The organism is Acetobacter fallax (genome assembly GCF_011516735.1).
In the GTDB taxonomy this organism is placed as follows: domain Bacteria; phylum Pseudomonadota; class Alphaproteobacteria; order Acetobacterales; family Acetobacteraceae; genus Acetobacter; species Acetobacter fallax.
This window is the reverse complement of sequence record NZ_WOSX01000007.1, coordinates 35,403-61,910: the sequence shown is the minus strand read 5'-3', so window position 1 is coordinate 61,910 and position 26,508 is coordinate 35,403. Positions and strand designations below refer to the sequence as shown.

The window sequence follows — 26,508 nt, the reverse complement described above, 5'->3', positions numbered from 1 at the left end:
GCCTTCCGCTCATATCAGCGGAAGGTGACCCGGTCGCCCGAAGCTGCTTAATATGCCCCGGTTTCATCCTTTCGTATCATCTGAAAGCAATATTGTTTTCTGTGGAGTTGACTTATGAAGGTAGAACGTCTGGCCATTCCTGACGTAATTCTCGTTACACCGCCTCGCTTTTCGGACAATCGCGGTTTTTTTTCTGAGACCTACAATGTCCAGCGTATGACGGAAGCGGGAATTGCGCTGCCTTTTGTACAGGATAACCAGAGCCTTTCTCGTCAGAAAGGTGTTGTTCGTGGCCTGCATTGTCAGCTTGATCCGCATGCTCAGGGAAAACTTGTGCGCTGCACGAAAGGGGCGATCTGGGATGTAGCGATTGACGCTCGCTCCGGCTCTCCCACTTATGGCAAATGGGTCGCAGCTGAACTTTCAGAAGAAAACTGGTCACAGCTGTGGATTCCGCCCGGTTTCCTTCATGGTTTTTGCACGCTCGCCGAGGAGTCCGAGGTCCAGTACAAGTGTACCGGTCTCTATGATAAAGCATCAGAACGTGCCGTGATCTGGAACAGCAGGGAGCTGGCAATCGACTGGCCCGTTTCATCCACAGACGCGGTGCTGTCCGAAAAAGATCTTGAGGCGCCGGAGTTTTCCGCAGCAAAAGACTGGTTTCATTCCTGATGACAGATACAGCTGCTGACAGCCGTCCCATTCTCGTCACGGGTGGAAACGGGCAACTCGCCACTTCTCTGGCAAATCTCGGTGGTGCAAAGATCTGCCGTGTCGGGCGTCCGGAATTCGACTTCGACCACCCGGAAACCATAGAAGCAACGATCGCTGTCCATAATCCCGCAGCCGTGGTCAATGCGGCCGCATGGACTGCGGTTGATCTGGCGGAGAAAGAAGTCGCGGGAGCGGAAGCCGCAAACCGGGATGGTCCGGCCTTGCTCGCCGCCATCTGTGCGAAGCGCAATATTCCCTTCATTCATGTTTCGACAGACTATGTTTTCTCCGGAGACAAAGGTTCTCCCTATGTAGAAACGGATGCTGTTTCTCCGGAGACTGTTTATGGCCGCACTAAAGCTGATGGTGAACGGCTTGTCATGAAGGCCGATCCGAAAGCTATCATTCTTCGGACCTCCTGGGTTTATTCCGCCCATGGCAAGAATTTTGTACGCACCATGATCAATGCGGGAGCGAAAAATCCTGTCCTGAAAGTTGTGGGCGACCAACGTGGCAATCCAACAAGCTCTGATGATCTGGCGGAAGCAATTCTCGCAATACTGGCTCTGATCGGGCGAGACGGCTGGAAGGATGAGTATGCGGGTATCTACCATGCCTGCGGTACCGGTGAGGCCACCTGGCATGAGTTTGCCGTCTCAGCCCTTAAGCGCGCCGCATATCATGGCCAGGCCATGCCTGAGGTTACTGCAATCCGTACCGAGGACTGGCCTACTCCGGCAAAGCGTCCAGCGGATTCGCGAATGGACAACAACAAACTTGCCCATGTGTTCAATGTACAGATGCCTGACTGGCATGACAGCGTTTCCCGAACCATTGACACACTTTTTGCAGCAAAAGCATCCTGAACAACCCGGCAATGCCATGGGACTGCGCGCCCGATGAGTGCTACCCCCATGGCACCGGCTTCATGGGCGCCTCGTTTTGTCAGGATGGGGCAGGATACGGCTGATGGACCGCCAGTAGCGATCCTTCTTTCTCTCTTTAATGGCGAAGTTTTTCTTAATCGTCAGCTCGATTCATTTCTTGAGCAGCAGCATCGAAACTGGTTATTACTCTGGCGTGATGATGGATCATGCGATGCATCCCGTGCGATTCTGAAGGCTTTTCAGGCCAACCGGGGTGCTGGTCGCTGCACCGAAATTGACAGCGATTCAGACACCAATATCGGAATAGCTGCATCTTACTGGCGGCTTCTGGAACATGTCCCTGCCGGATATCTGGTTGCTTTCGCGGACCAGGATGACGTCTGGCTCCCGGAAAAACTTTCACGAGGCATCACCGCACTTGAAAGAGTTCCGCCGGACACGCCAGCGCTTTATTCTGGTCGACAGATTTTGACAGATCGTCTTCTGAATCCTCTGACTACCTCTCCCGTCACAGGAAATCTGCAAGGCGTTTTTTCGGCTCTTGCACAGAATATCGCAACGGGCTGCACGATAATGCTGAATGAAAAAGCCCTGCATCTCATGAATGAGATGCGCCCTCCGCCGCCTTTCATTCTTCATGACTGGGCAGCCTATCTCGCTGTCTCGGCGGCTGGTGGAACAGTATGTGTCGATGAACAACCCGTTATTCTTTATCGGCAGCATTCAACCAATGCAGTGGGCGCTCCCACATCCTGGTTCCGTCGCGCTTATGCCGCAATACAAAGAGGCCCTGGCGTTTTCATGACGATTTTTCGCTCCAATCTTACGTGGCTTCTCAATCATCAGGATGCCATTGCGCCGTCAGTCATAAACAGCCTGGAAACAATACAAAGGGGCATGACGGCAGGTACATACTTCAGACGTTTGCAGCTTCTGAGGCAATTCCCAGGCCTGACGCGGTCCGGTTTCAGTGAAAAACTGCTATTTCGTCTGTGGTTTATCTTTGGATAGATGACTGTCTGCCCCGGCACTCAGAGCCAGAGATTCCTCTCTTCTCAGATCTTGCTGTCATGATGGGCTCGTTGAGCGGTTTCTTTCACGAGGCCTTTCCAGGCTAAGCCGTGACGCTATGCGGTCAGGATGAAACCATAGCTCAGGGCGCTGAGAATGGCCTGTGTCAGTCACGCCGCCTTTTCCTCCCAACAGCGCAATCTCATCATTTTCCGGATTTATCATCCGCATCCATTGCAATGTCATGCTGCGGGATCAACCGCGCATTCTAAATGACCAGACAATTATCAACGATTAATGCTGATTCATGGCACGACGTTACAGACACAGAAAATGATGGTAGACCCCGCACCGGTGTTTCACCGCCGGCACGCAGATCAGGATCATCTCGGGAGCGCGTTCATGTTTCTGGCTCACAGGACCGGGCAGCCAGCACGCGCCGTCGAAACGGAGGCTGATGCCATTGGTGCTACCTGGCTGGACCTCATTGATCCGACGGACACCGAGCATGATCTGGCAACACGTATCGCAGGCGAAGATATTCCCCGTCGCGCGAATCTTGATGAAATCGAGAGTTCCTCGCGCCTTTTCACCCATAACGACGCTGTTTATTTATCGACTCCCCTCGTGCGACGTACGGAAACCGAGCTTATCTGCCCGCCGATCGGCTTCGTTCTTACACCTAAAATTCTTATCAGCGTCCGCTTTTCCGAATATGCCTCATTCGATATTGCGGCACGTCAGGTTGCGGACACGACCGCCCCCCTGAACAGCGATGACATGCTTATCCTGCTACTCGAAGCCATCGTGGATCGTCTGGCTGACGTTCTTGAGCATGTTGGACTGGCACTAAATCAGCTCTCGCGTGATGTTTTCGCCGGCTACAGTCCTCGCGCCGGGCGGATTGCAGCATGGCAGCGTGCGCTTCTTCGTCGTGTCGGTCATGCGGAGGATTTTTCATCCCTCGTCCGGGATAGCCTGCTTGGTCTGGACCGTATTGCGATCTTTGTCAGCGAAACAACGAAACACAATCTGCCCCATTCTCTCGCAACACGTCTGGGAACCATAAATCGCGATATTGCCTCTCTTAATGACTTCGTATCACAACTCTCCAATAAAGTTCAGTTCCTGCTTGATGCTGCGCTGGGCTTTATCAGCATTGAGCAGAATGATGGTATGAAAGTTCTGACGGTTGTCAGCTTCATTGGCGTCGCACCAACTCTGATTGCGGGCGTTTATGGAATGAATTTCAAGGATATTCCGGAACTTACCTGGAGTTTTGGATATTGGTACGCTTTGACTGCCATGGCGACGTCGGTGATCCTGCCACTTCTGTGGTTCTGGCGGCGTGGATGGCTTGGAGCAGTGCGATGAACAAAGGATCAGGTATGCGGAAACACGCGATTCTGCTGATAGCTGTGCTCATCACCGATTTCAGCGCCAGTCTGCTGTCCGGACCAGTTGCAAATGCTGCGACGGAATCTGCCGTAGCGCTGTCATCTGCGACAGAAGAGTCGCCATCTGCCGCACAGGTTCTTATCAACCGCATGGGCACTGAACCCTGGCGTTATGGCGGGTTGTCGCCCAGCGGAAAAAACCGGGTTGTCGTCGGGCTGAGACGGGATGGTGATCATGGCATTGCGGGGGAATATGCTCTCCTTGACCGTGATCTGCGCGCCCTTACATTCGGCCCCATTACCGGTACGTTCGACATGCCCACCGCAGCGGGGGCCTCGGTACATTGCCGGATGACCGTTCCTTTGCGCGATCGCGTTCTGACACTTGAAGGCACCTGCAGTCCGGGCACACTGGGCGGTTCAATTGCTACACGGAGAAAACCGGTTCTGCTCAACGCGCAGTTCGACAATTTTCTGGCACCAGATATGTCGACCGCTCAGTACTGGCTGACCACACGAGGGTTTTCCGAGGCATTCCAGGCAGATAGCGCAATCAGAGCAAAGTAATTGCATCCCTGCACCTGATGCTTGACAACACCTCTCACTGCTACTACTCGACTGTTCACCACTGATCGGCCTTCACCCGCCCGGTGCGTTCCTCATATCAGGATTTTCGCCATCAGACGTGGCATGATAATGCCGCGTTATGCTGTCCCGGTCCGGGACAGAACTGCGAAAGCCTTGATTCTCCCCAGTGTCCCGCTTGCCATATCAAGGCGCATTTTACATGCATCTCGCTGAACTTAAGGCCAAAACCCCGGCCGATCTTCTTTCTTATGCCGAAAGTCTTAATATCGAGAACGCATCATCGCTTCGCAAGCAGGAGTTGATGTTCACGATTCTCAAGGCTCTGGCCGATAATGACCAGGCCATTTACGGCGAAGGAACGCTGGAAATCCTGTCGGACGGCTTCGGTTACCTTCGTTCGCCTGAAGCCAATTATCTGCCTGGTCCGGATGATATCTATATCTCGCCGGTTCAGGTTCGCCGCTTCGGGCTACGAACCGGCGATACCGTGGAGGGCCAGATCCGGGCACCGCGCGATGGAGAGCGTTACTTTTCTCTCCTTAAAGTTAATACGATCAATTTCGAGCCGCCCGACGCAGTCCGTCATCGGATTAACTTTGACAATCTGACGCCGCTCTATCCGGAACGCCGCCTGCAGATGGAAGTCGAAGGCCAGACGCCTCCGGAACCTGATGCACCGTCTAAAGGCAAGAAGGGCCAGCCGCGTGATTTTACGTCGCGCGTGATTGATCTTGTCGCACCGATCGGTATGGGCCAGCGCGCTCTTATTGTGGCGCCGCCGCGTACCGGTAAGACCGTGATGTTGCAGAGCATCGCCTCCTCAATCAGCGCCAATCATCCGGAAGTCTTCCTGATCGTTCTGCTGATTGACGAACGCCCGGAAGAAGTCACAGACATGGCCCGCTCCGTGCGTGGCGAAGTGGTCGCTTCAACGTTCGACGAGCCTGCCCAGCGTCACGTTCAGGTCACGGAGATGGTGCTTGAAAAGGCCAAGCGTCTGGTCGAGCATAAGCGTGATGTCGTTATTCTGCTCGACTCGATTACCCGTCTTGCCCGCGCTTACAACACGGTTGTCCCGTCATCGGGTAAAGTGCTGACAGGTGGTGTTGATGCCAATGCCCTGCAGCGTCCGAAGCGCTTCTTCGGTGCGGCCCGCAACATTGAAGAAGGCGGTTCGCTGACGATCATCGCTACGGCGCTGATCGACACCGGCTCCCGCATGGATGAGGTGATCTTCGAAGAATTCAAGGGCACGGGTAATTCCGAACTGATCCTTGACCGTAAACTCGCCGATAAGCGCACCTTCCCTGCTATCGACATCACCAAAAGTGGAACCCGCAAGGAAGAACTGCTGGTGGATCGGGCAACACTGTCGAAAATGTGGGTGCTTCGTCGTATTCTTGCCCCGATGGGCACGATGGATGCCATGGAATTCCTGCTGGACAAGCTGAAATACAGCAAATCCAACAATGATTTCTTTGAAGCCATGAACAACTGACGCCTGGCAACAGGCCCTCGCAGCAGCGGTGCTTCTGCGAGGGCCTGTTTTTAGTTAACGACGAGCGTTTTTAATCAATGTTGGCAGACAGAATTCAGTCAAACCCGACATCTGTCAGGCGTTCGGACACTTCCCACAGGCGTTTCGCAATGGCCGGATGCTGCGCGGAGGGCGGAATAACAGCCAGCCCCGGGGCTCCACGTCGCTCACCTGCACCGGTCGGTCCGTAATACTGCCCGTCTCTGGCTTTCGGAGACGCTGCGGCATAAACGAATGGCTCAGCCCCATCCGCAGCGGATTGCCCTAACAGACGGAAAGCGACATGCGCGCCAAGTTCGGTCACGCGGGTCAGCATGTTACCCGTTCTGCTCCCCAGCCCGTTGACGATGAGCTGTGTCCTGGCCCAGCCGGGATGTGCAATGCGGGAATGAAGATTCCATCCTTCTGTCATCGCACGCCGGGAGAGTTCCATACCGAACATAAGATTGGCCAGTTTGCTCTGATCATAAGCATGGAACGGAACATAACGGTATCGGGACTGAAGATCATCGAACAGTATCCGTCCTTTCCAGGCCGCCAGACTCGCCACCGCAATGACAATACCTCCACCAGGTGAAGTCTCAAGAAGCGGCTTCAGGCGGCCGGTCAGGGCGAAATGTCCGAGATGGTTCACACCGAATTGCAGTTCGAATCCATCTTTCGTTTCCAGACGCTCAGGAGGCGCCATAACTCCCGCGTTATTGACGAGAACATCGACGGATGAAACACGGCCCGCCAGTCTGTCTGAAAATTCCTCCACAGAAGCGAGTGAAGCGAGATCAAGCGATGCCGCTTCCACACGAGCGGACGGAACACGATCAACAAGCGTTCTGACGGCCATCTCGTTTCGTTCCGTGCTACGGGATGCGAGGATAACGCGAGCGCCAAGCCGCGCCAGATCGCAGGCCGTCTCGAATCCCAGTCCGCTATTAGCTCCTGTCACAACAGCAACCTGGCCATCAAGGCGTTCGAGCGTGCTCAGGAAAGATCCGCGTTCATTGGTCATTGTTTAAGCTCTGCTTCCATTCCATGCGTGAGGGAGGGATCATTTTCAGCAGCCTCAAGGGCGTCTCTGGTCAGCCGCTTTTCATTTTTCTTCAGGAAAATGAGCATGCCCACAATGACAGCAATGCCGACCGGGATGACAATCCAGGCAGCAGGCCCCGACAACTGCAACGCTTCATGCCCCAGATAATAGGTGATGAGCGCATAACCACCGGCCCAGCACAGGCCTCCTATCGCGTTGAAAAACAGAAACGTGTGCCAGGGCATGTGATTCGCGCCGGCCATCAGCGCGACAAAGACACGGAGGATGGCGATGAACCGTCCAAAGAACACCACCACACCACCATGCCGCCGGAAGACATAACGTCCGAGAAGCAGACGATCCGGTGTCAGGCCCACCTTACGGCCATAGCGCAGGAGAAGGCGGAAGCCGAGCGCCTTGCCGATCAGATAGCCGAAATTATCGCCCATGATGGCGCCGATGACACCCGCTGACGCAACACCATAGATATTCAGCTTGTGTGTCGTCGCCGCATAAAGCGCGGAAGTAATGAGCAGACTCTCGGCCGGGAGTGGAAGCCCCATGCTTTCGAACATCACGACGACGCCGATGACACCGTATCCGTATTCAGACAGGAGTGTATCCAGATAATGTAACAGGGTGGCAGTTCCCGAGCCGCAGTTAAGGAGGACTGAGGAACCGTCTGGACACCGGACTGTCAAGTCTGCACATCCTCATCATGATTTCAGAGTCAGAGCGCCGGGTGGGGCGGGTATCGGAGGTTTCATGACGCGACACACCAGACCATGCGGCTCATGGCCGTCTCCGGTAACGGCAGATCTGGCGGCGGGGAAAACCATCACACTTTCATCGGTGTCGGCGGCAGATGGCGCAGTATTCTGGCTGGAACGACGTCCCGCTGAAGCCGGGCGAACAGCACTTGTGTGCAGTCGGGACGGTGGCGAGCCTTATGATGTGACGCCGTCTTCCATGGATGTGGCGACGAAGGTCCATGAATATGGCGGCAAGGCTTATGCCCTGCACGACGAAAAAGTGGTGTTCAGCAACCACCGCGATAATGGCGTGTATCTGCTGATACCCGATCGCGATGCCGGATTGCAGCAGCAATGCCTTGTTGCGAACAGGGATCTGCGGTTTGCCAGCCTGGCTTTCGACTCTCCAGGGCGTGTCGTCTTTGCTGTGTGTGAGGATCACCGCGTCGACGGTCAGCCCCGGACCACACTGGTGGCTTTGCCGCTGACGCGGAGTGACGAAGGTATCGTGGTGGCCAGCGGGGCGGATTTTTATTCGACGCCCACCGTCTCACCTGATGGCTCACGGCTGGCCTGGATCGAATGGGATCACCCGGCCATGCCGTGGACGTCCACCCGCCTCTGTGTCGCGCCAATTCTGCATACCGGGGACGGCATCGAACTCGGTCCATGCCGGGTTCTGGCGGGCGGCAGGACAAAAGAATCGATCATTGAGCCTCAATGGGCTGATAATCTTACGCTCATCGCCATCTCGGATCGAAGCGGGTGGTGGAATCTGTATCGCTTCGACGTGACAGCAGTATCCTCAGAAGCGGAGCCACTCTGCCCGATGGAAGCGGAAATCGGGCAACCGCACTGGATATTTGGTCTGAGCAGTTACACGCTGCTTCCGGACGGACGCATCCTCACCCTCAGCGTGCGTGACGGACAGACACAGCCTCTGATGCTCACACCGGAGGCATCCGGCTTTACGGCACGACCTGTGGCTCTTGGACAGCCGGATCAGTGCCCCGTGCCGACCGGAGGAAACGCGAACAGCGCAGAAGACATTTATGCCTGGCTTGACGAACCGGCTGACGGGCCTGCCTCGGTTGTCGTCGGCCGGCCCGGCAAGGCGCCGCACGTCCTGAAAAGCGCCACCATTCTTCCTTTTGGTCCGCGCGATATTGCGCTGCCGCAGACGGTTCGCTTCCCGCTTTCAGATGGGGATGAGGGCCACGCTTTCTTTTATGCCCCGACCAATGCGCTTTACACGATGCCGGAAGGCGAGCGGCCTCCGATGATCGTTATGGCTCATGGAGGACCTACCGGGCGGGCTGATGAGAGTTTTTCCTTCAAGGTTCAATGGTGGACCAGCCGGGGGTTTGCTGTTCTCGACGTCAATTACAGTGGCTCGACCGGGTTTGGTCGCACATGGCGTGAGCGCCTGGACGGGGAGTGGGGCGTGCGTGATGTGGCGGACTGCGTCGCCGCCGCGCGTTATATGGCGGATACGGGCCGGATTGATCCGAAGCGTATTGCGATCAGAGGATCAAGCGCGGGCGGGCTGACTGTTCTGTTGGCACTTGCGACCTCTGATATTTTCGCTGCCGGAGTCAGCCTCTATGGCGTGACTGATCTGAGGGCCCTGGCGCAGGAAACCCATAAATTTGAGGCGCGCTATCTCGACAGTCTCATTGGCCCCTGGCCGGATGCCGAGCCCGTTTATCGGGAACGCTCGCCTTTATTTATGGCGGACCGGATCAGGACTCCTGTCCTTTTCCTGCAGGGTCTTGATGACAGAGTCGTGCCCCCGGAACAGGCACGGAGCATGGTCGCCGCCCTGCGCCGGAACCGTATTCCCTGTGCCTTGTATGAGTTTCCCGGAGAGGGTCATGGTTTCAGAGCGACAACCACGATCAAACGGGCTTTCCTGTCCGAACTTGATTTCTACGGGCAGATCTTCGGTTTCACGGCCGCACCTCAGGACCGCACCTCAGAAAGTCACGTTCATCTTAAAATATGAGATGGGTTTCTTAAAACAATTCCGCGGATCAGAAGAAATACAGGGCCGGCCTTTTTCTGATAACGGGAGCGCTGACAGCGGCTTCGACTTCTGGCGAGATTTCAGATATTAACAGGAAGACATACCGTCCCGCTGAACGGATAAAAACAAGAAACCTCACTGCCGAAGCCCGCAGGAAAAAGACGGAATAATACTGGATGAGCGATAGTTTCATCGTCGGCGTGATCGCCGTCGTTGCTGCCATGGGTGGCCTTCTCTTCGGCTACGATACAGGGATCATTTCAGCCGCATTGCTGCAGATCACTCATGATTTCTCGCTTTCCGTCATGGGGCAGCAGGTTGTGACCTCAGCCATCATTGCCGGCGCGCTTGTCGGGTGTCTTGGCTCAGCGCCGGTCTCAGATCGTTACGGTCGCCGCCACACGATCATGATCGCGGCCGCCATCTTTATCGTGGGCACAACTGGCGCGACCGTCTCCGGCACCATTCCGTCCCTTACATTTTCCCGCTTCATTCTTGGGCTTGCTGTTGGGGCCTCATCGCAGATTGTACCTGTCTACATCGCAGAAATCGTTCCGGCGGCGCGGCGCGGGCAACTGGTCGTGCTGTTTCAGATGGCTGTGGTGGTGGGAATCACCGTTTCCTTCATTACCGGCTATTTCCTGCGCGATCATTCCTGGCGGCTTATGTTCGCGCTCGGAGCGATTCCGGCCATTCTGCTACTGGGCGGCATGACGTTCCTTCCCAACAGCCCCCGCTGGATGACGATGCGCGGCGATGTTCCGGGGGCTCGCAAGGTGCTGCGGCTCGTCCGGAGTTCCGACAGACTGGCCGAACTGGAACTGGACAGTATTCTCGCCGCACGCGGCAACCAGGCAGGGTGGCCCGAAGTTTTCAAACCGTGGCTGCGTCCTGCCGTTGTGGCGGCTGTTGGCGTGGCGCTGCTGACCCAGATTACCGGCATCAACGCCGTGCTTTATTACGCGCCGACGATCTTTGCCAGCGTGGGATTCGGTAAGGGATCGGCCATTCTTGCCTCCATTCCCATTGGCGTTGCGATGATCCTGGCGACGATATTCGGAAGCTGGGCCGTGGATGCCTGGGGGCGCCGGGCACTCATGCTTCGTCTGCTGCCATTCTCGGCTTTGTCACTGGCGGTGCTCGCCATCGTGTTCATGCTCGGTGCCACTCAGGGGGCCAATCCGTGGATAGCGGTCGGGGCGCTTGTTGCCTATGCCATCTTCAATGCCGGCAGTCTCTCGGTCGCGGTGTGGCTGATCGGCGCTGAAGTATTCCCGCTTCCCGTGCGCAGCAAGGGCATGAGTCTGGTTGCCGGCAGCCACTGGGCGGCCGATCTGATTGTCTCGCTTATAACTCTTTCCCTGATCGAGGCGATCGGCGCGGCGGGAACATTCTGGCTGTTTGCCGGTGTGAATCTGGCTGCGGTTGCCTTCATTTATAAATATGTGCCTGAGACAAAAGGGCGGTCACTTGAGGAGATTGAGACGAGCCTTCGGGAGCATCGTTTCAATCAGGAATAAAAAGCCAGGTGCAGCCCGGTAAGAGGCTGTTTCAAAAGCCTCATTGCCGGGCAGGAACGCTTCCTGAGGGGCGTGAGCGGCGAGTGTTTCTGAGCACAGAAGGCGGAGCGGTCGTGCCGGCGGTGAGCATCGGACGCAGGCAGAGGGGCTTTTGAAACAGCCTCTGAGGCGCGGGCAGCCTCTGTGACTAACCCGTGGCAGCGGGCCGGATTGTTACTGTGAAGATTGAGCTGTGGATGAGAGCATCCGGGCTCAGCCCGGACCCGGCGGAGACCTCAGGCTCCTGCACCCCGATTGATTAATAATAAAATGGTTTCCAAAGGTCTGTGACCTTTGGTGGGTTCCAGGGCAAAGCCCTGGGAAGAAGCCAACACTTAGTGACAACAGAGCCTTTGCAAAGGCGAGCCTTTACCAGGTCCAGGGCAGAGCCCTGCCAGTCCTGCACCGGCCAGCCCCACACAGGTCAGAGGCCAGATCCTCCGGTATTATTCCCTGACCTGTTTATCTGTCAGTGTCTGAAGAAAAGCGACGATCGCATCGATCTCGTCATCGGTCAGCGAGGGCTTTTTCTGCCCGATGCCGCCGAAAGGGGGATCGGTGTTGATGTTTTCCCAATATTTTTCCGGCAGATCATCATAGCGTTCCGGGCCGTGTGGTCCTTTGCCATACCAGCGCTCCGGGTCGCTGTCGCGGGTGGCATAAAAAGCCACGGCGTCCCGAAGGCTGTGCATGACGCCGTTGTGAAAGAATGTCTTTCTCAGAGCGACATTCCGCAGTGACGGTGTGCGGAACAGCCCGCAATAGTCCGGCCGGTCTCTGAAATCGGTGCGCAGCGGGCCGCAAAGACCGAGATCGTAGAATTTCGGGTTGCTGTTGACCTGAATGGCGTGGTTACGCGGGACGGCCAGGGCGATCATGCCGTAATCGCTTAGTTGCGGTGGTGTGCCATCCTTTGCCGGAGCGCTGATATGGCAGGACGCACAGTTGCCTTTCTCAGGATCGTTGAACAGCGCCAGTCCCTGCGCCTCGACCGGAGAGAGTTTTACCTGTCCCGCGAGAAACCGGTCGTATTTGCTGTTGTAGGGATAAAAAATCTTCCAGTCCTGCTGATAGGCTTCGAGTGCGTCCAGCGCCACGGACAGTCTCGATTGCAGGGATGACGGGCCACGCGCGACGGGCAGACGCAGGGCATCCAGTTCTGCGCCATAGCCTGCGGTCACCAGTCTGTTTTCCGCATCTGCTTCCGTCCGGTTGGCCATTTCGACGGGTGAGAGGAGCGGGATCAGGGCCTGTGCCGCGCCCGTATCCACGCGACCATCCCATGTCAGGCCGCCGGTCGGGCCATTATCGATGCTTTCGTCTGCCTCTTCATCGGAATCGAAGGCATGTTCGGTGAAGCGCGGAACCGCTTCCAGATATGTCAGCGAGGGAGGCGCCCGGAAACCCGTCAGGGTCAGTGAGGAGCCGCCTGGCTCGACCGGACGGGTGTCGGGCGGGCCGTAGGCATAACGCGGATCGTGGCAGGAGACGCAGGCCTGACGTCCTGAGGCGGAGAGGCGGGGATCACGGAAAAGGCGGGCGCCGAGGGCGGTCAGGGCCTGTGCGTGCCGGAAAGCGGCCTCACGGGACAGGGGGGCGGCGTGCGCCCGCGGGCCATTCCACAGCAGCGAGGCCATGACGAGCGTGGCGGATATGAACCCTCGATACATACTGATACCAGCGGCTGTGAAGACCGGAGTGTGGATGCGAGCATCCGGGCACAGTCCGGAACCCCGGTTTATTTATACTAAAACGGTTTGCAAAGGCGCTGTCAGCGTCAGGTGCTGGCGATTTCTCAGAACTTTGCCCTGGAACCCGCCAAAGGTCACAGACCTTTGGAAAGGCTCTGTTGTTGTTACGTGTTGATCTATGATTTTTCAAAGGGTTAGCAGAATCCGGGCTCTGCCCGGACCCGGCAGGGACCGCAGGCCCCTGCACCCCGATTATTAATAATAAAATGGTTTCCAAAGGTCTGTGACCTTTGGTGGGTTCCAGGGCAAAGCCCTGCCGGTCCTGGCCCTGCCAGTCTCACACAGGTCAAAGGCCAGACCTTCTGGTGCAGAGCCCGTGAACTTGCGACTTCTTCCGCTTCCGATACAACGTGATGTCACCCGGGACGGGCTCCGGCCTGCTTCCGCAGATGGAACGGGAGAGTGAAGTCATGGATCGCAGCCTGCAAGCAGCGTTGTCCGCAGTGGGATTCTGTGTGCTGAGCCTCTGCCCGACAGGCGGAGGCATTGCGGCTTCAGCTGCTCAGACAGACGCTCTGTCGCAGATTCAGACCGTGGTTGTGATCTATGACGAGAACCGTTCTTTTGACAGTCTCTATGGTCGGTTTCCGGGTGCGGACGGGCTGGATCAGGCGCCGGCCGATGCGAAGACACAGCGTGACCGCGATGGCAGCGTGCTGCCCGAACTTCCGCCTGTCTGGGGCGGCATTACGGCCTGGGGGGTCACTCCACCCGTTACACAGGTGATGAGCGCGCACCTGCCGAACGGGCCGTTTTCTGTGGATGCGAAAGACGGGTTCAACGTGTCCGACGGGGTGCCGACCACGGATCTGTGGCACCGGTTTTATCAGAACCAGATGCAGATCAATGGCGGGCTGAACGATCAGTTCGTGGCGTGGACCAATGTGGGTGCGATGGTCATGGCCAACTGGGACGGGTCACGTATGAAGATGTGGAAGATCGCACAGCGCTATACGCTGGCGGATCATTTTTTCATGGGTGGCTTTGGCGGGTCGTTCTTTAACCATCAGTGGCTGATCTGCGCCTGTGCGCCCTTTTATCCCGATGCGGATAAGAGCCCGGCGCGGCCACTGATCGCCGAGACCAATGCGGCCGGGACGGCGCTTATCATGGCCGCGAATTCGCCGAAATCGGCGCTGGACGGGCCACCGAAATTTACTCATGACGGCGATCTGACACCTGATTTTCATGCTGTGAACACGATGCAGCCCCCTTATCAGCCGAGTGGAAGCCCGCCGGTGAAAGGGGGCGATCCGGCGTTTGCTGATCCGACACGCCCAACCACACTGCCGCCTCAGACGGCCGCCACGATTGGCGACCGCCTTTCGGATAAGGGGGTGAGCTGGGCGTGGTATAGCGGGGCGTGGAACGAAGTGCTGACGCATGGGTTTCACAGCCCGGTTCCGGATTTTCAGACGCACCACCAGCCATTCAACTATTATAAAGCCTATGCGCCGGGGACGGAGGCCAGACGGGAGCATCTTCGGGACGGGGGCCTGAGCGGGAGCGCGCTGATCGCGGATATTGATGCCGGGCGGCTGCCGCAGGTGGCTTTTTATAAGCCGCAGGGCAATCTGAACGAGCATTCGGGCTATGCGGACATTACGTCCGGTGACGCGCATCTGGCGGATGTGATCGACCATCTCGAACACAGTCCGCAATGGCCGCATATGCTGGTTGTCGTGACCTATGACGAGAATGGCGGGCTGTGGGACCATGTGGCGCCCCCGAAGGCGGACCGGTGGGGGCCGGGGTCACGGATTCCGGCGATTATTATTTCGCCTTTCGCCAGGAGAGGGTTCGTGGATCATACGCCTTATGACACCACGTCGATCCAGCGGTTTCTGAACCGGCGCTTCGGGCTGACGCCGCTGCCGGGGCTGGTGGTTCGGGATGAGGCGGTTCACAGGCGCAGCGGGGTGGCGCTCGGGGATCTGACCGGGGCGCTGATGCTGAAGCCGTGACATTGGCGGACGGTCTTCTGAGGGCGGTCTGACATTCACAACCGGGCGTGGCTGAGGTAGAGCTCCGGGGATGACATCCTTTCTTCGCACTTTTTTTGGCCGTGCGGTCGCCCTGCCCGCGCTTGCCCTCGCCTCCTCCGGCCTTCTGGCCAGCGTTTCCGCCCGGGCGGATGAGACGTTCACTGCCGCGCAGCGGCAGGAGATCGTCTCGATCGTGCGGCAGGCGCTGAAGACCGATCCGTCGATCCTGGCTGATGCGATCACGACGCTCCGGGCGCAGAGCGAGGCCACCAAACAGGCCGATGCGCTGAAAGTCGTGCGCGAGAACCATGCGAAGCTGGCGGGGAGTTCGACGGATGTTGTTCTCGGCAATCCGCACGGGACGCAGACGATTGTTGAGTTCTATGATCCGCGGTGCCCGTATTGCCGCAAGGTTCTTCCCGATCTTGACCGGCTGGTTGCGGAAGAGCCCGGCCTGAAGCTGATCGAGAAGGTTATTCCGGTTCTTGGTGCCGGCAGTCAGCTTGAGGCACAGGCGCTGCTCGCGGCCGCGTTGCAGGGTGGCTATATGAAGCTCCAGCACGCGCTGATGAACGACAGCGAGACACCGTCTGTCGCGCGTATTCGCACGCTGGCCGGGTCGGCTGGCCTGGATGCGGACCGTCTGGAACGGGACATGAAGAGCGCGGACGTGGCCAGTGCGATGCGTGAAAATCTTGCGCTGGCGCAGAAGATCGGAGTGGACGGAACGCCGACATTCGTGATCGACGAGAAGATGATCATTCCGGGCGCGGCTGGTCTTGACGACCTTAAGAACGCGCTGAAAGCGGCTGCGACGGGGCGCTGACGCGGGGTGGATGGTTCAGGGAGACTTATGGCTTCCTGAACCGCTCCGGTCCGGGGTCATGAGGTGGGGTGATCCTTTTTCGGCGTTGCTGTGATCCGGGACAGTGCTGCTCCGGGGTTTTCTGTGCGGTGAAAAAGACGTGTCCCCTCTGCTCCGGGCCAGAGGTTTTTCTTTTCCGACGGGTATTGGAGTGATGCGGGGACGGAAGGATTTCGACGCTGATTCCAGAATGTTATGGACATTTTTGTTTTTAGTCCGGAACGTAAACAGCGTATTTCAGAGGTTTTGCGCTTGTAATCCGGCATGAAGACGGGACGCTGCGTCGTGCCCCGTTCGCCTTTACCACGATGAACCGTTGCTGGCCCGGTGCCATTTGTTCCGGGCAACGCAGGTGTAGGTATATCTGTCATCCACTTCTATCTGCCCGCGCTCACAGGGCGTCGAGGAGGAGGAGGGTGTTCCGAAGGGCACGACCAGCGCGGTCGTCTTCACGGTTCCTGTGCCTGATACGGTGAGGCCGCAGTTCTTTGCGAATTCACCGCCACAGAGGGATACCGATCCGGCATCACCGTCCTGGTTCCATTTGATCCCGCCCTGCCCGCTTCCGGCGGAGAGGGGGTTGTTCCCGTCTCCGTCTATCGACGCGATCAGGGCGGGGACATTACTGGTCCAGTCCACTGACGGATTTGAACGGACGAGATTGGCGAATGACAGTGAGATGCGGTGGCCATTGTAGCTTCTGCCGTTGAACTGGCCCATCACATAGCCGGAATTGGGTGTCCGGGTGTTACATGCGCCGGGAACGACGAAGCCCGATGTCTCGATGGCCTGTGTTTCGCAACTGTCCCATATTTCAAGATGGTGCGGAATGACGCCGGCAAGCACCATATCGACACTGTCTTCTGTCAGTTTATGCCCGTTTCCGCTTGCGTTTACAGTAATTCCGCTGATTTTGTATTGGTAATCTTTATTCTGTACGGCCAGAAGATCGTATTCCACGCCTGTCATCTCCCGACTGATGCTGTCGTTACCGGGAATGAACTGCGCCATATCGTTATGGATGAATTTGTGATCCGCCATGCCGATAAAAACGGCCGGGTGTGAATAATGCCAGACGAGGCCCGGTGCGTGCGATGTTGTATCTGACGTATTATCGATCGTATCTCCTGGATTCCGGCCGGGAGGGGCGGAGACTGCATCGGGGCTGTTCTCTGTCCTCCAGCCCGGGGCGCCGGAATCATCGTCTGTCATGACGTTAAATGTCGTGACGGACGAGTCTCCGCTGCCGGACGTGACGGCTGAATCCGCATCGAGATAAGCAAAATATTCATTGGGATGCGCCAGACCATTTCTGACGGGGGGATTATTGTTGCCGTTTTTCCAGTTTGTATAAACGCGGATCCGGCCCGCGCCCTGGATGAGCGACATCTGGTAAGCATCGAAGGCCGGGGAGACGGAAAAACCGGTTTTTGTGAATGTCACCGCCCGTTTTTTACCGTCCGGGTTCGCGATATCGGAACCTGCTTCCAGACGGGGCGCGTTGTTGTTCGTCTTGGTAAATTCCAGCACGCCATCGGTCAGGCCTGCGCCGTTCCGGTTGGAATAGAACGATGTGTTTGCATCCTGAACGGTGAGGATCGCGCCTGAATTGTCTGAATGGCCCATTTCCATTCCCAGCAGGTTTACATAGGCATCCGCGTGATCCTGCAGGCCGCCGAGGTGAATGGTGCGGGGAGAGGAGGCAACATCTTTGAAATTATCGAAGAATGCCGCGCGGGGCCGGGCGGGCCAGTTGCCGCCTTCCGCGCCCTGAGCGGGGAGGGAGCCGACATTCATTCCTTCATTGACAGTCAGTGCGTCATTCGGCGCGGCGGATGCAGTGCGGACGCTGTTTCTGACAACATTCGTCACGAGATCCGGGTGTTCGCCGATCACTCCGATGGCAGCGGTCGACGCCAGAAGAAATGTAGTCAGGACGGTCAGTCGCTTCATCATGAATAGTCCCGGCTTATGGTTAAATCACGCTGTTTCCTGACAATTATATCCGGATGAGCGGCTGGACATAGCGCTGATCTGATCTTCATGACGTGCAGGGAGAGCGGGGCTGAAAGGCTGTTTCAAAAACCTCTCTCCTGACGGCGTGCGTCCCTGAGAGGCGGGACTGGCAGGGCTTTGCCCTGGAACCCACCAAAGGTCACAGACCTTTGGAAACCATTTTATTATGAATCAAACCGGGTGCAGGGGCCTGCGGTCCCTGTCGGGTCCGGGCGGAGCCCGGATGCTCTCATCGACAGGTCAGTCTTCACAACCTCGGGTATTGTTCATGAAATTCAGATGAACTTCCGGGACACGCCATAAAACTGATGAACTGTTCAGGGGCCTGAGCAGTCCTGTTGCGACTGTTATCAGATCAGGATACCTTCTGATAAATTGTGATGAAAAAATAATGATATTTTTCCGGATGTTCTGTCGTCAACTGATGATCCGTGCGTAGCGCGGACAGAGCTTTCATCATAAAATGACTCAACAAACCAACTACGTGGATAGGTCTGTCCTTTATGAATTCGTCTCTCCCGTCTGTCGCAATCGCTCTTTTCGTCAAGAACGAATTCTCTGATATCGCAGGCTGGATTTGCTGGCACGTGGCTCTGGGTGTCAAAACGATTTTCATCCACGACGACCATTCATCAGACGGAACGTGGGAAATCATTCAGGCGGCGGCTCAGTGTTACGATATTCGGGCCACCAGGACAGATCCGGCTGGCCAGCCGGATTTCTATCTTCGCCAGCGTGACTGTTTCATGGCAACGGCGGAAGAATGTCGCGGGAAATTTGACTGGCTTGGTTTTCTTGACGGCGACGAATATCTGTATCTTCGCCACTCGGACAGCCTGCCGGCTTTCCTGTCGAATTTTTCTCATGCTGACGGAGTTGCTTTTTCCTGGCGCATTTATGGCAGCGCCAATCGGGTCGTGCGCCCCCGGGTGACCGCTGTTGAGGCCTTCACACGGCATTCAACGGCTGAACTCGGTGATAACGGACTTGTCAAAAGCTTTGTCCGCCCGGAAAAAATGGGCAGCACTTACCTCAATCCACACTGGTTTGACGTGCCTACGGAACGCTATGTGCGGCCTGACGGCAGTTTTGTCAGGCATAACAGTCCGGTTCAGGATATCGACTGGTCTGATGGCTTCATCATGCATTTCATCTGTCGCAGCATGGAGCATTACATTCAGCGCATTAAGCGTCGTCTGAACGCGGATCTTTCCGATTCACAGGGATACTGGACCCATTTCGACCGCAACGATGAAACGGATTCCGAACCTCTGCGCCTGATTGCCAGGGTTCAGGAGCGTCTTGCCCCGGTTTACTTCCGGATGGTGTGTTCGGCCATTACGCATCTCCGGACTTCGCTCCGTCTGCCTGCGACTGCCGTGAGCCATGACCATGCCTGGGCGACGGAAGCACCCCGGATTGTTCGTGTTCGCAGCCATTTCGACACGTTCATGTATTGCTCGCGCACGACAGGACATGTGCTGCATACATCAGAGGATGAAGCTGCAAAATATGGTTACGTCCCTGTTTTCGGTGCGATTTTCCCTTCAACACCCGACCTGATTACGTTTTTCATTCCCGGAGGGCAGCAGCTTCTGCTGCGTATGGATTGCGATGAGCGGGTCGCCAGCGAACTGATTTACCGTTTCATGCCGTCTGCCGGGGACGGCCACCAGAACGCGCTTCTTAATCCCCTCAGCAATTTCTATACATCGTTCCTGGAGCCGGGCGACAGTCAGGGCACAGTCGCTGTGGATCGTCATGTGGCGAATACGTGGGAACACGTCACATTTGAAACGGTAACGGGGCATGATTACCCTGCGGTCCATTATGCTCTTCCTTTCAGACCGGAGATGGGAAGCACCATGGACGATATTCTCGCCTGGATCATCTTCTCCCCGGCCGAACCGACACCGGATGAGTTTCTGCGTGTGATGTATTCCATTTCTCCTGCGGTACGGAATCAGATCATGCATTATGTTCCGGGGCTTCTTCATCCCTTCCTGTAATATCGACCTGCGTAAAAATTTAGCGATTATACCGTTTGCAAATAAGACGGCCTGGGACGCCAGATCAACAACAGGCCGGAGTCCTGGCTTGCAGTTCCGGAAGGGGGCATCCTGCAAGGAGTGGTGTTGGGCGCCATGCGCCCGTTCCTGTCATTCAGGCAGGACAGTCCATTTCCCGGAAGCGGACATTGAGGTGGATTTTCCGGATGGCTGAGTTGGGGGGGAACGGAAGGTCCGGGTTTGAGAGTGGAATCGCATAAATGGGATGTGGAGGCTTCTAAAAACCTCTATTCTGGTGTTTCTACTCACAACATCATCAATGAGTTAATATCCCAACTCGATCGTAAAAGAGTGTTTCTTAAACCATTTATTTGCATCTTTGATGTTGTAATTCGTCACCAAAGGCGCCGAATTTTTAAAATGTAATGCCTCGCGTCCTCAAGAAATCGAACGTATTTATGAAAGGTACGCCTTGGTCATGGCAAACGTTACCAAGCGGCACTCTTTTCTTGCATGCAGGATCATAAAGCTCGTGCGTCACGACGGTGGCATTGATTACTTTGGCTTTTGCTACGATCCACGGATCGGCCCCGCTGAGAAAGTGAGCTATTCCGGGGGATTTATAATTAGTGCTAGCGTTTAAGGCGTTAACAATTGTCCCATAAACTCCTTGGGTAGCAGTATCAGACACATCCAAAAAAACAGAGGAGCTTTGTCTAGCTTTCACCCAATCCGCTAGCTCGTCCGTGCCGTTGGCCAGTTCGGCGTAAACCATATCAATAGAGCGCACATCGGTGCCCGCGAAAGCTGTATCGAGAAACGTCCAGAAGGAAGGCACTAAGTCAAACGCGTAGTACCTATTCTTCGCCTCAATAAAAATATTACTGTCTATCAGATACACTTTACGCCTGCAGCTTGTTGTAAATGGCTTTCATTTTACTCGGTTTAGCGCCCAGTAAAGAAGCCGCTTCACGAAGTAACATTGTCCCTCGAACGGCCTCAGTCAGTACAGAACGTGTAAAGCTCCGTCCGTATCGGATCGGCAACATCACATGCTGAGGTACAGAACCGCTTTTATCTTTACGTTTTTCGGCTTCATCATCCCATCTGGCCTGTTCTCTCTGATAGAACGTCGAATATTCTTCGTAGCTAATAAGCCTACAATCCAATGCACGACGAGCAATTACCACGCGACTTACTTTAAACATCCCCGCCAATTCGTCGACCTGCTCATTAAGAGAAGTATGTCGGCGCCAATGCTCAAGAAACTCATTCTTGGGGGTAAGTATTTCAGCTGCAACCTTATTGCAAAAAGCTTCAATTCCGGCCACACGGTCCCGCCGAGGAGCTCCTAAATCAACATTGGAAATGCCAGATTCTCCAAGCCACAAGTGTGCAAGTTCGTGCGCAAGTGTGAAAATCTGAGCCGATTTTACATCCCTGCTATTGATAAGAATAAGTGGAACCAAGGGATCGCTAATTGCAACTCCCCTGAACATATTAACACTCAATGGCCGATGTGTGTTGTTGCCCACCATACTAGTTCTCATGACCCAGATTCCGGCATTTTCTGCCTGAGCAACTAAGAACTTCAGGTATTCTTCGAAGGTCCCCTTTTGGGGCCTGGGTCCTAAACTCAGTGTTTGAGAGATCATTTTTGCGACTAGTTCTGGTGGCATGTCCTGAGATGCGCTTCCTATGAAGGAAACCTTTTCATACCCCTGTTGTACTCTATATTCCTTGAACCAGTCTCTCTTATATAAAATGTCTTGTAGAAGATTTTTGGTATTCACATCCAAATTCCGCCCGACACTACCTACTGTGCGGAAATCCATGAGAGGAAGGTCTTCCTCGGGTGGTTTTTGCAGATAAAAGTAACCAAACGGTATGCCGAGAACTTTTGCAGCAGTCTGAGCTTGGATGAACGTCGGATGGTCATTCCCAAGTGTCCAAGACACGACTTTCTCTTCGCGAATGTTTAGTCGATCCGCGAGTTCAGCCTCAGAAACACCTGCACGACGCAGAGCCCAAGAAACAATATCTTTATTTATCAGAGCCTTGGACATTTTCCGCTCAAAAGCAAATTCCTTCTTAAAGTGTACACGCAACAGATAACTTTGACACCTTAAACGAGGTTTAGACCTTGTCGTCCGAACATTTTATGTCGAAGTTGTCAACCATTTCCATCTCCGTGAAGTTGCGGGAAGACTTAGAGCCAAGTGTAATCCCTCGTCCATAAGAGACTGTGCAGTCTTTCAGCTCTCCGGGAAGATATATTTTTGGCCATATCCGTTATGCGAAAAGCTGGTCGTCGACACGTATGTCCGCCTTGAGGCGTAAGCCGCCAGTCTCTTCTCTCCGGGCCTGGTCCGCTTCCGGTAACCCTTCCCGAAGGCGGATCAACGATGTCCTCATCAATCGTGTTTGCAAACGGTATCGTCACCAAAAATTTACCCCCGGACCCGGAAGGGGTCGGTGATCCATTCACCGGATCTGCTGATCAGAAAACAGGTTTCCAAAGGTCAGGGATCTCTGGAAACCATTTTATTATAAATAAACCGGGGTGCAGGGGCCTGCGGTCCCTGCCGGGTCCGGGCAGAGTCCGGATACTCTCATCGACAGGTCAGTCTTCACACCCCTGGTATAAGCCGGTTTCCAAAGGTCTGTGGCCTTTGGCGGGTTCCGGGGCAAAGTCCTGGGATAAGTGTTCCTGACAACGTTATATCAGGAAAATCTGTTATCAGACCGTGAAGTATTTTGCTTTTGGATTGAGTATCACCAGTGCCGAAGTGGATTGTTCCGGGTGGAGCTGGTAGCCATCCGAGAGAGAGACGCCGATGCGTTCAGCGTCGAGGAGTTTCAGGATGGGTTCCTGATCTTCCAGACGGGGACAGGCGGGATAGCCGAAGGAGTAGCGGGAGCCGCGATAGCCCTGACTGAGGAGCTTATCCATATCGCGGTCATCTTCTGAGGAAAAACCGAGTTCGGCACGGATACGCTTGTGGGTGTATTCGGCCATGGCCTCGGCGACCTCGACGGAGAGTCCGTGGAGATAGAGATAGTCCTGGTAACGGTTTTGTTCGAACCAGTCACGGGCGATGTCGGACGCTTTCTGACCGACGGTGACGACCTGGAGGCCGATGACATCGCGCTGTTCGTCGTCCACGTCGCGGACGAAGTCGGCGATGCATTCACCGTCCTCGCGGGGCTGGCGGGGCATGGTGAAGCGGCAGACTTCGGTGGTGCCGTCTTCGGCGAAGAGGATGAGGTCATTCCCCTGCCCTGCGGCTTTCCAGTAGCCGTAGGAGGCGCGGGGGGTGAGGATGCTATCGGCCTCGGCGAGCCCGAGCATGCGGCGCAGTACCGGACGGAGTTCCTGATCGGCCCATGTCAGAAAATCATCAAGGGAGCGGCCCTGTTTTTTGAAGCCCCACTGGAACTGATAGAGCGAGCGTTTGTTCAGGAACGGCAGGACGGCGTTTGTGTCGGTCTCGATCATACGCGGTCCCCAGAAGGGAGGCGTGATGACGGGTTCGTCTTTTGTCAGACGGTGGCGGCGCTTTTGCGCAGCGGCGACATCGACGGGGCCGAAGCCGCGCTCTTCGGCGACCTCCGGGGTGCGCGGGGTGTTGCGGCTGGCTTTGCCTTCGCGGCGTTTGGCGATGGCGGCGCAGTAATCGTCGAATTTGTTCTGAACGACGTGGTCCATGAGGGTCAGGCCGTCGAAGGCGTCACGGGCGTAGACGACGCGACCGGTCGGCGCGTAGGAGGTGACGCAATCTTCCTCGACATAGTTGCGGGTCAGGGCCGCGCCGCCGAGAATGACGGGCAGGTCCAGGCCCTGCCTGCTGATCTCCTGGAGATTCTCTCTCATGACGACAGTGGATTTCACGAGAAGGCCGGACATGCCGATAGCGTCCGCCTTGTGGGTGCGGGCGGCTTCGATCATGTCGGCGACGGGGATTTTGATGCCGAGATTGATGACGCGGTAGCCGTTATTGGTGAGGATGATATCGACGAGGTTCTTGCCGATATCGTGCACGTCGCCTTTGACCGTGGCCAGCACGAGTGTGCCGCGCGCCTGGCCCTCTTTCCGTTCCATATGCGGTTCGAGCCAGGCGACGGCGGTTTTCATGGTTTCGGCGGATTGCAGCACGAAGGGGAGCTGCATTTTACCGGAGCCGAAGAGTTCGCCGACGACTTTCATCCCGTCGAGCAGGACGGTGTTGATGATGTCGAGCGGCGGCATGGTCTGCATGGCCTCTTCGAGATCGGCTTCCAGGCCTTTGCGGTCGCCGTCGACGATGCGGTCTTTGAGGCGCTCGGGAGCGGTTTCGGCTCTGGCTTTTTTGGCGACATCGGCGGCTTTACGACCGGCGAAAAGTTCGAGCAGGCGCTGGAGGGGATCGTAGTCTTCAGTTCTGCGGTCGAAGATGAGATCTTCGGCGACCCGGACTTCTTCCTCGGCGATGAGGTGAAGCGGGCGGATTTTCGAGACGTGGACGATGGCGCCGGTCATGCCGGCTTTGACGGCGTGATCGAGGAAGACGGAGTTGAGCACGGCGCGGGCGGCGGGGTTCAGGCCGAAGGAGATGTTCGACAGGCCGAGCACGATCTGGATGTCAGGGAAGCGCTCGCGGATGAGGCGGATGCCTTCGAGCGTCCATTCGCCGAGTTTGCGGTCGTCTTCGACGCCTGTGGCGATGGTGAAGGTCAGCGGGTCGATCATCAGATCGGACTGCGGCAGACCGTATTGTGTGCAGGCGAACTCGACGAGGCGGGAGGCAATCCGGAGTTTGTCTTCCGGGGTTTTGGCCATCCCGACTTCGTCGATGGTGAGTGCCACGACGGCGGCGCCGAATTTACGCGCGAGTTTCATGCGCTCATGCGCGATGTGTTCGCCGTCCTCGAAGTTGATCGAGTTGATGATCGGTTTGCCGCCATGGAGTTTCAGGGCGGATTCGATGACGGGCGTTTCGGTGGAATCGATGACCAGCGGGGCGTTTACCGAGGAGGTGAAGCGGCGGATGACCTCGTCCATTTCGGCGATTTCGTTGCGACCGACGAAGGCGGTGCAGATATCGAGCGCGTTGGAACCTTCGGCGGCCTGTTCGCGGCCGATGGCGACGCATCCGTCCCAGTCGTTTGCTTCCTGGAGTTCGCGCCATTTCTTCGAGCCGTTGGCGTTGCAGCGCTCTCCTATAGAGAAGTACGCGTTTTCCTGGCGCAGCGGGGTCTGGCTGTAGAGGCTGGCGACGGAGGGGACCCAGGTCGGGTTGCGTTTTACGGGCGCGGGGCGGTGTTTTCCGTCCGGGGCACGGCGGCGGAGCATGGCGTCGAGGGCGGCGATATGGGGAGTGGAGGTGCCGCAGCAGCCGCCGACGATGTTCAGGCCGTCTTCGACGATGAAGCGTTCGACCCAGCTGGCCATTTCGTCCGGGCTGAGAGGATAGTAGGTTTCGCCGTTGACGAGTTCGGGCAGACCTGCGTTGGGCTGAACGGAGAGCAGTCCGGGCCAGTTTTCAGCGAGCCAGCGGACGTGTTCGGCCATTTCCTGCGGACCTGTGGCGCAGTTGAGGCCCATCAGGTCTACATCAAGGCTGTGGATGACGGTGGCGGCGGCGGCGATATCGGGGCCGACGAGGAGGGTTCCGGTGGTTTCGACGGTGACCTGGACGAAGATGGGTGTTTTCGTGCCGAGTTCGGCGCGGGCGATTTTCATGCCGTTAACGGCGGCTTTGATCTGAAGCGTGTCCTGGCAGGTTTCGATGAGGATGGCGTCGACGCCGCCCTCGATCAGGCCCCTGCCCTGCTCGGCGAGGCCTGCTTCGAGCGTGTCGTAGTCGATATTGCCCAGGGAGGGCAGTTTGGTGCCGGGGCCGACGGAGCCGATGACGTAACGGTGGCGGTCGTCATCGAAGCTGTCGGCGGCTTCACGCGCCAGGGTTGCGGCGATGCGGTTGATTTCGCGGGCCTGATCCTGGAGGCCGAATTCGGAGAGGGTGAGGGGCGAGCCGCCGAAGCTGTTGGTTTCGACCATGTCGGCCCCGGCCTCGAAATAGCCACGGTGGATCTCTCTTATGAGTTCGGGGCGCGAGAGGTTGAGGATTTCGGTGCAGTTTTCCTGGCCCCGATAGTCCCGCTCGGTGTCGAGGTCGAGAACCTGGACGCGTGAGCCCATGCCGCCGTCGCAGAGGAGGACCTGTTCGCGGAGGGCTTCGAGGAGGGGGGGGCGTGGGGATCTGGCCGAGGTCATTTGCCTGTGCACCGGAATTGGGGAAGAACGGGATGGGCTCCGCATGGGGCGCATGGGAGGACGGCGGTTATCACAGAGGGCGTGGCGGCTGTCCAGAATACTTCGGGTGACAGAGGAAGAACAGGGCG

18 protein-coding genes are annotated in these 26,508 nt (G+C 56.6%); 11 read left to right on the top strand and 7 right to left on the bottom strand.

Annotated features, from left to right (window positions below; genetic code table 11):
* Positions 1 to 114 precede the first annotated feature (114 nt).
* The 6 genes from rfbC (at position 115) to rho (ending at position 6,095) form a co-directional block, all read left to right on the top strand.
* Positions 115 to 672 carry a dTDP-4-dehydrorhamnose 3,5-epimerase gene (gene rfbC, locus GOB85_RS05720; RefSeq protein ID WP_173576645.1) on the top strand — a complete coding sequence of 186 codons (558 nt, stop codon included), beginning with the start codon at positions 115 to 117 and terminating at the stop codon, positions 670 to 672.
* Positions 672 to 1,580, top strand: coding sequence for a dTDP-4-dehydrorhamnose reductase (rfbD, locus tag GOB85_RS05715; protein ID WP_173576646.1), 909 nt, complete (start codon positions 672 to 674; stop codon positions 1,578 to 1,580). Before rfbC ends, rfbD begins: the two co-directional genes overlap by 1 nt.
* Before the next feature lie 33 nt (positions 1,581 to 1,613).
* On the top strand, positions 1,614 to 2,612 hold the full coding sequence (locus GOB85_RS05710; RefSeq protein WP_173576647.1) for a glycosyltransferase: 999 nt from the start codon (positions 1,614 to 1,616) through the stop codon (positions 2,610 to 2,612).
* 402 nt (positions 2,613 to 3,014) lie between these two features.
* Complete coding sequence (locus tag GOB85_RS05705; RefSeq protein WP_173576648.1) at positions 3,015 to 3,986, top strand: magnesium transporter CorA family protein; 972 nt, start codon at positions 3,015 to 3,017, stop codon at positions 3,984 to 3,986.
* A 14-nt stretch (positions 3,987 to 4,000) separates the two neighbouring features.
* The gene (locus GOB85_RS05700; RefSeq protein WP_173576649.1) at positions 4,001 to 4,576 is read left to right on the top strand and encodes a hypothetical protein; all 576 of its coding nucleotides are present in this window, start codon (positions 4,001 to 4,003) and stop codon (positions 4,574 to 4,576) included.
* Between the two features lie 220 nt (positions 4,577 to 4,796).
* Entirely contained in the window at positions 4,797 to 6,095 is a 1,299-nt protein-coding gene (gene rho / locus GOB85_RS05695) for a transcription termination factor Rho (RefSeq protein WP_173576650.1), read from the top strand.
* Positions 6,096 to 6,189: 94 nt separating this feature from the next.
* Here the strand turns inward: rho and GOB85_RS05690 are convergent, their stop codons facing one another.
* Positions 6,190 to 7,140 carry an SDR family oxidoreductase gene (locus GOB85_RS05690; protein ID WP_173576651.1) on the bottom strand — a complete coding sequence of 317 codons (951 nt, stop codon included), beginning with the start codon at positions 7,138 to 7,140 and terminating at the stop codon, positions 6,190 to 6,192.
* Positions 7,137 to 7,736: a DedA family protein gene (locus tag GOB85_RS05685; protein ID WP_173576677.1), complete on the bottom strand. Its 600-nt coding sequence runs from the start codon at positions 7,734 to 7,736 to the stop codon at positions 7,137 to 7,139. The genes GOB85_RS05690 and GOB85_RS05685 overlap by 4 nt, the downstream gene beginning before the upstream one ends.
* A 190-nt stretch (positions 7,737 to 7,926) precedes the next feature.
* Here GOB85_RS05685 and GOB85_RS05680 point away from each other — a divergent pair, with 190 nt between their 5' ends.
* Positions 7,927 to 9,918, top strand: a complete 1,992-nt coding sequence (locus GOB85_RS05680; protein WP_173576652.1) for a S9 family peptidase — start codon at positions 7,927 to 7,929, stop codon at positions 9,916 to 9,918.
* A 197-nt stretch (positions 9,919 to 10,115) separates the two neighbouring features.
* Positions 10,116 to 11,459 carry a sugar porter family MFS transporter gene (locus GOB85_RS05675; RefSeq protein WP_173576653.1) on the top strand — a complete coding sequence of 448 codons (1,344 nt, stop codon included), beginning with the start codon at positions 10,116 to 10,118 and terminating at the stop codon, positions 11,457 to 11,459.
* Between the two features lie 485 nt (positions 11,460 to 11,944).
* On the opposite strand, the gene GOB85_RS05670 is transcribed toward GOB85_RS05675, so the two are convergent.
* Positions 11,945 to 13,168 carry a cytochrome-c peroxidase gene (locus GOB85_RS05670; protein WP_173576654.1) on the bottom strand — a complete coding sequence of 408 codons (1,224 nt, stop codon included), beginning with the start codon at positions 13,166 to 13,168 and terminating at the stop codon, positions 11,945 to 11,947.
* 434 nt (positions 13,169 to 13,602) lie between these two features.
* Here GOB85_RS05670 and acpA point away from each other — a divergent pair, with 434 nt between their 5' ends.
* Both acpA and GOB85_RS05660 read left to right on the top strand, forming a co-directional pair.
* Positions 13,603 to 15,213, top strand: a complete 1,611-nt coding sequence (acpA, locus tag GOB85_RS05665) for an acid phosphatase (RefSeq protein ID WP_242011314.1) — start codon at positions 13,603 to 13,605, stop codon at positions 15,211 to 15,213.
* Between the two features lie 70 nt (positions 15,214 to 15,283).
* Positions 15,284 to 16,060, top strand: coding sequence for a DsbA family protein (locus GOB85_RS05660; RefSeq protein WP_173576655.1), 777 nt, complete (start codon positions 15,284 to 15,286; stop codon positions 16,058 to 16,060).
* Positions 16,061 to 16,399: 339 nt separating this feature from the next.
* Here the strand turns inward: GOB85_RS05660 and GOB85_RS05655 are convergent, their stop codons facing one another.
* Positions 16,400 to 18,055 carry a hypothetical protein gene (locus GOB85_RS05655; RefSeq protein WP_173576656.1) on the bottom strand — a complete coding sequence of 552 codons (1,656 nt, stop codon included), beginning with the start codon at positions 18,053 to 18,055 and terminating at the stop codon, positions 16,400 to 16,402.
* Positions 18,056 to 18,618: 563 nt separating this feature from the next.
* Between GOB85_RS05655 and GOB85_RS05650 the strand changes: the two genes are divergently transcribed.
* Complete coding sequence (locus GOB85_RS05650; protein WP_173576657.1) at positions 18,619 to 20,124, top strand: glycosyltransferase family 2 protein; 1,506 nt, start codon at positions 18,619 to 18,621, stop codon at positions 20,122 to 20,124.
* A gap of 415 nt (positions 20,125 to 20,539) precedes the next feature.
* Here the strand turns inward: GOB85_RS05650 and GOB85_RS05645 are convergent, their stop codons facing one another.
* The 3 genes from GOB85_RS05645 to metH all read right to left on the bottom strand — a co-directional run bounded on the left by GOB85_RS05645 (position 20,540) and on the right by metH (position 26,380).
* A complete protein-coding gene (locus GOB85_RS05645; RefSeq protein WP_173576658.1) occupies positions 20,540 to 21,025 on the bottom strand; it encodes a DUF4411 family protein in 486 nt (161 codons plus the stop codon).
* A 1-nt stretch (position 21,026) separates the two neighbouring features.
* Entirely contained in the window at positions 21,027 to 22,190 is a 1,164-nt protein-coding gene (locus GOB85_RS05640) for an ImmA/IrrE family metallo-endopeptidase (RefSeq protein ID WP_173576659.1), read from the bottom strand.
* A gap of 674 nt (positions 22,191 to 22,864) precedes the next feature.
* Positions 22,865 to 26,380 carry a methionine synthase gene (metH, locus tag GOB85_RS05635; protein WP_242011313.1) on the bottom strand — a complete coding sequence of 1,172 codons (3,516 nt, stop codon included), beginning with the start codon at positions 26,378 to 26,380 and terminating at the stop codon, positions 22,865 to 22,867.
* Positions 26,381 to 26,508: the final 128 nt, after the last annotated feature.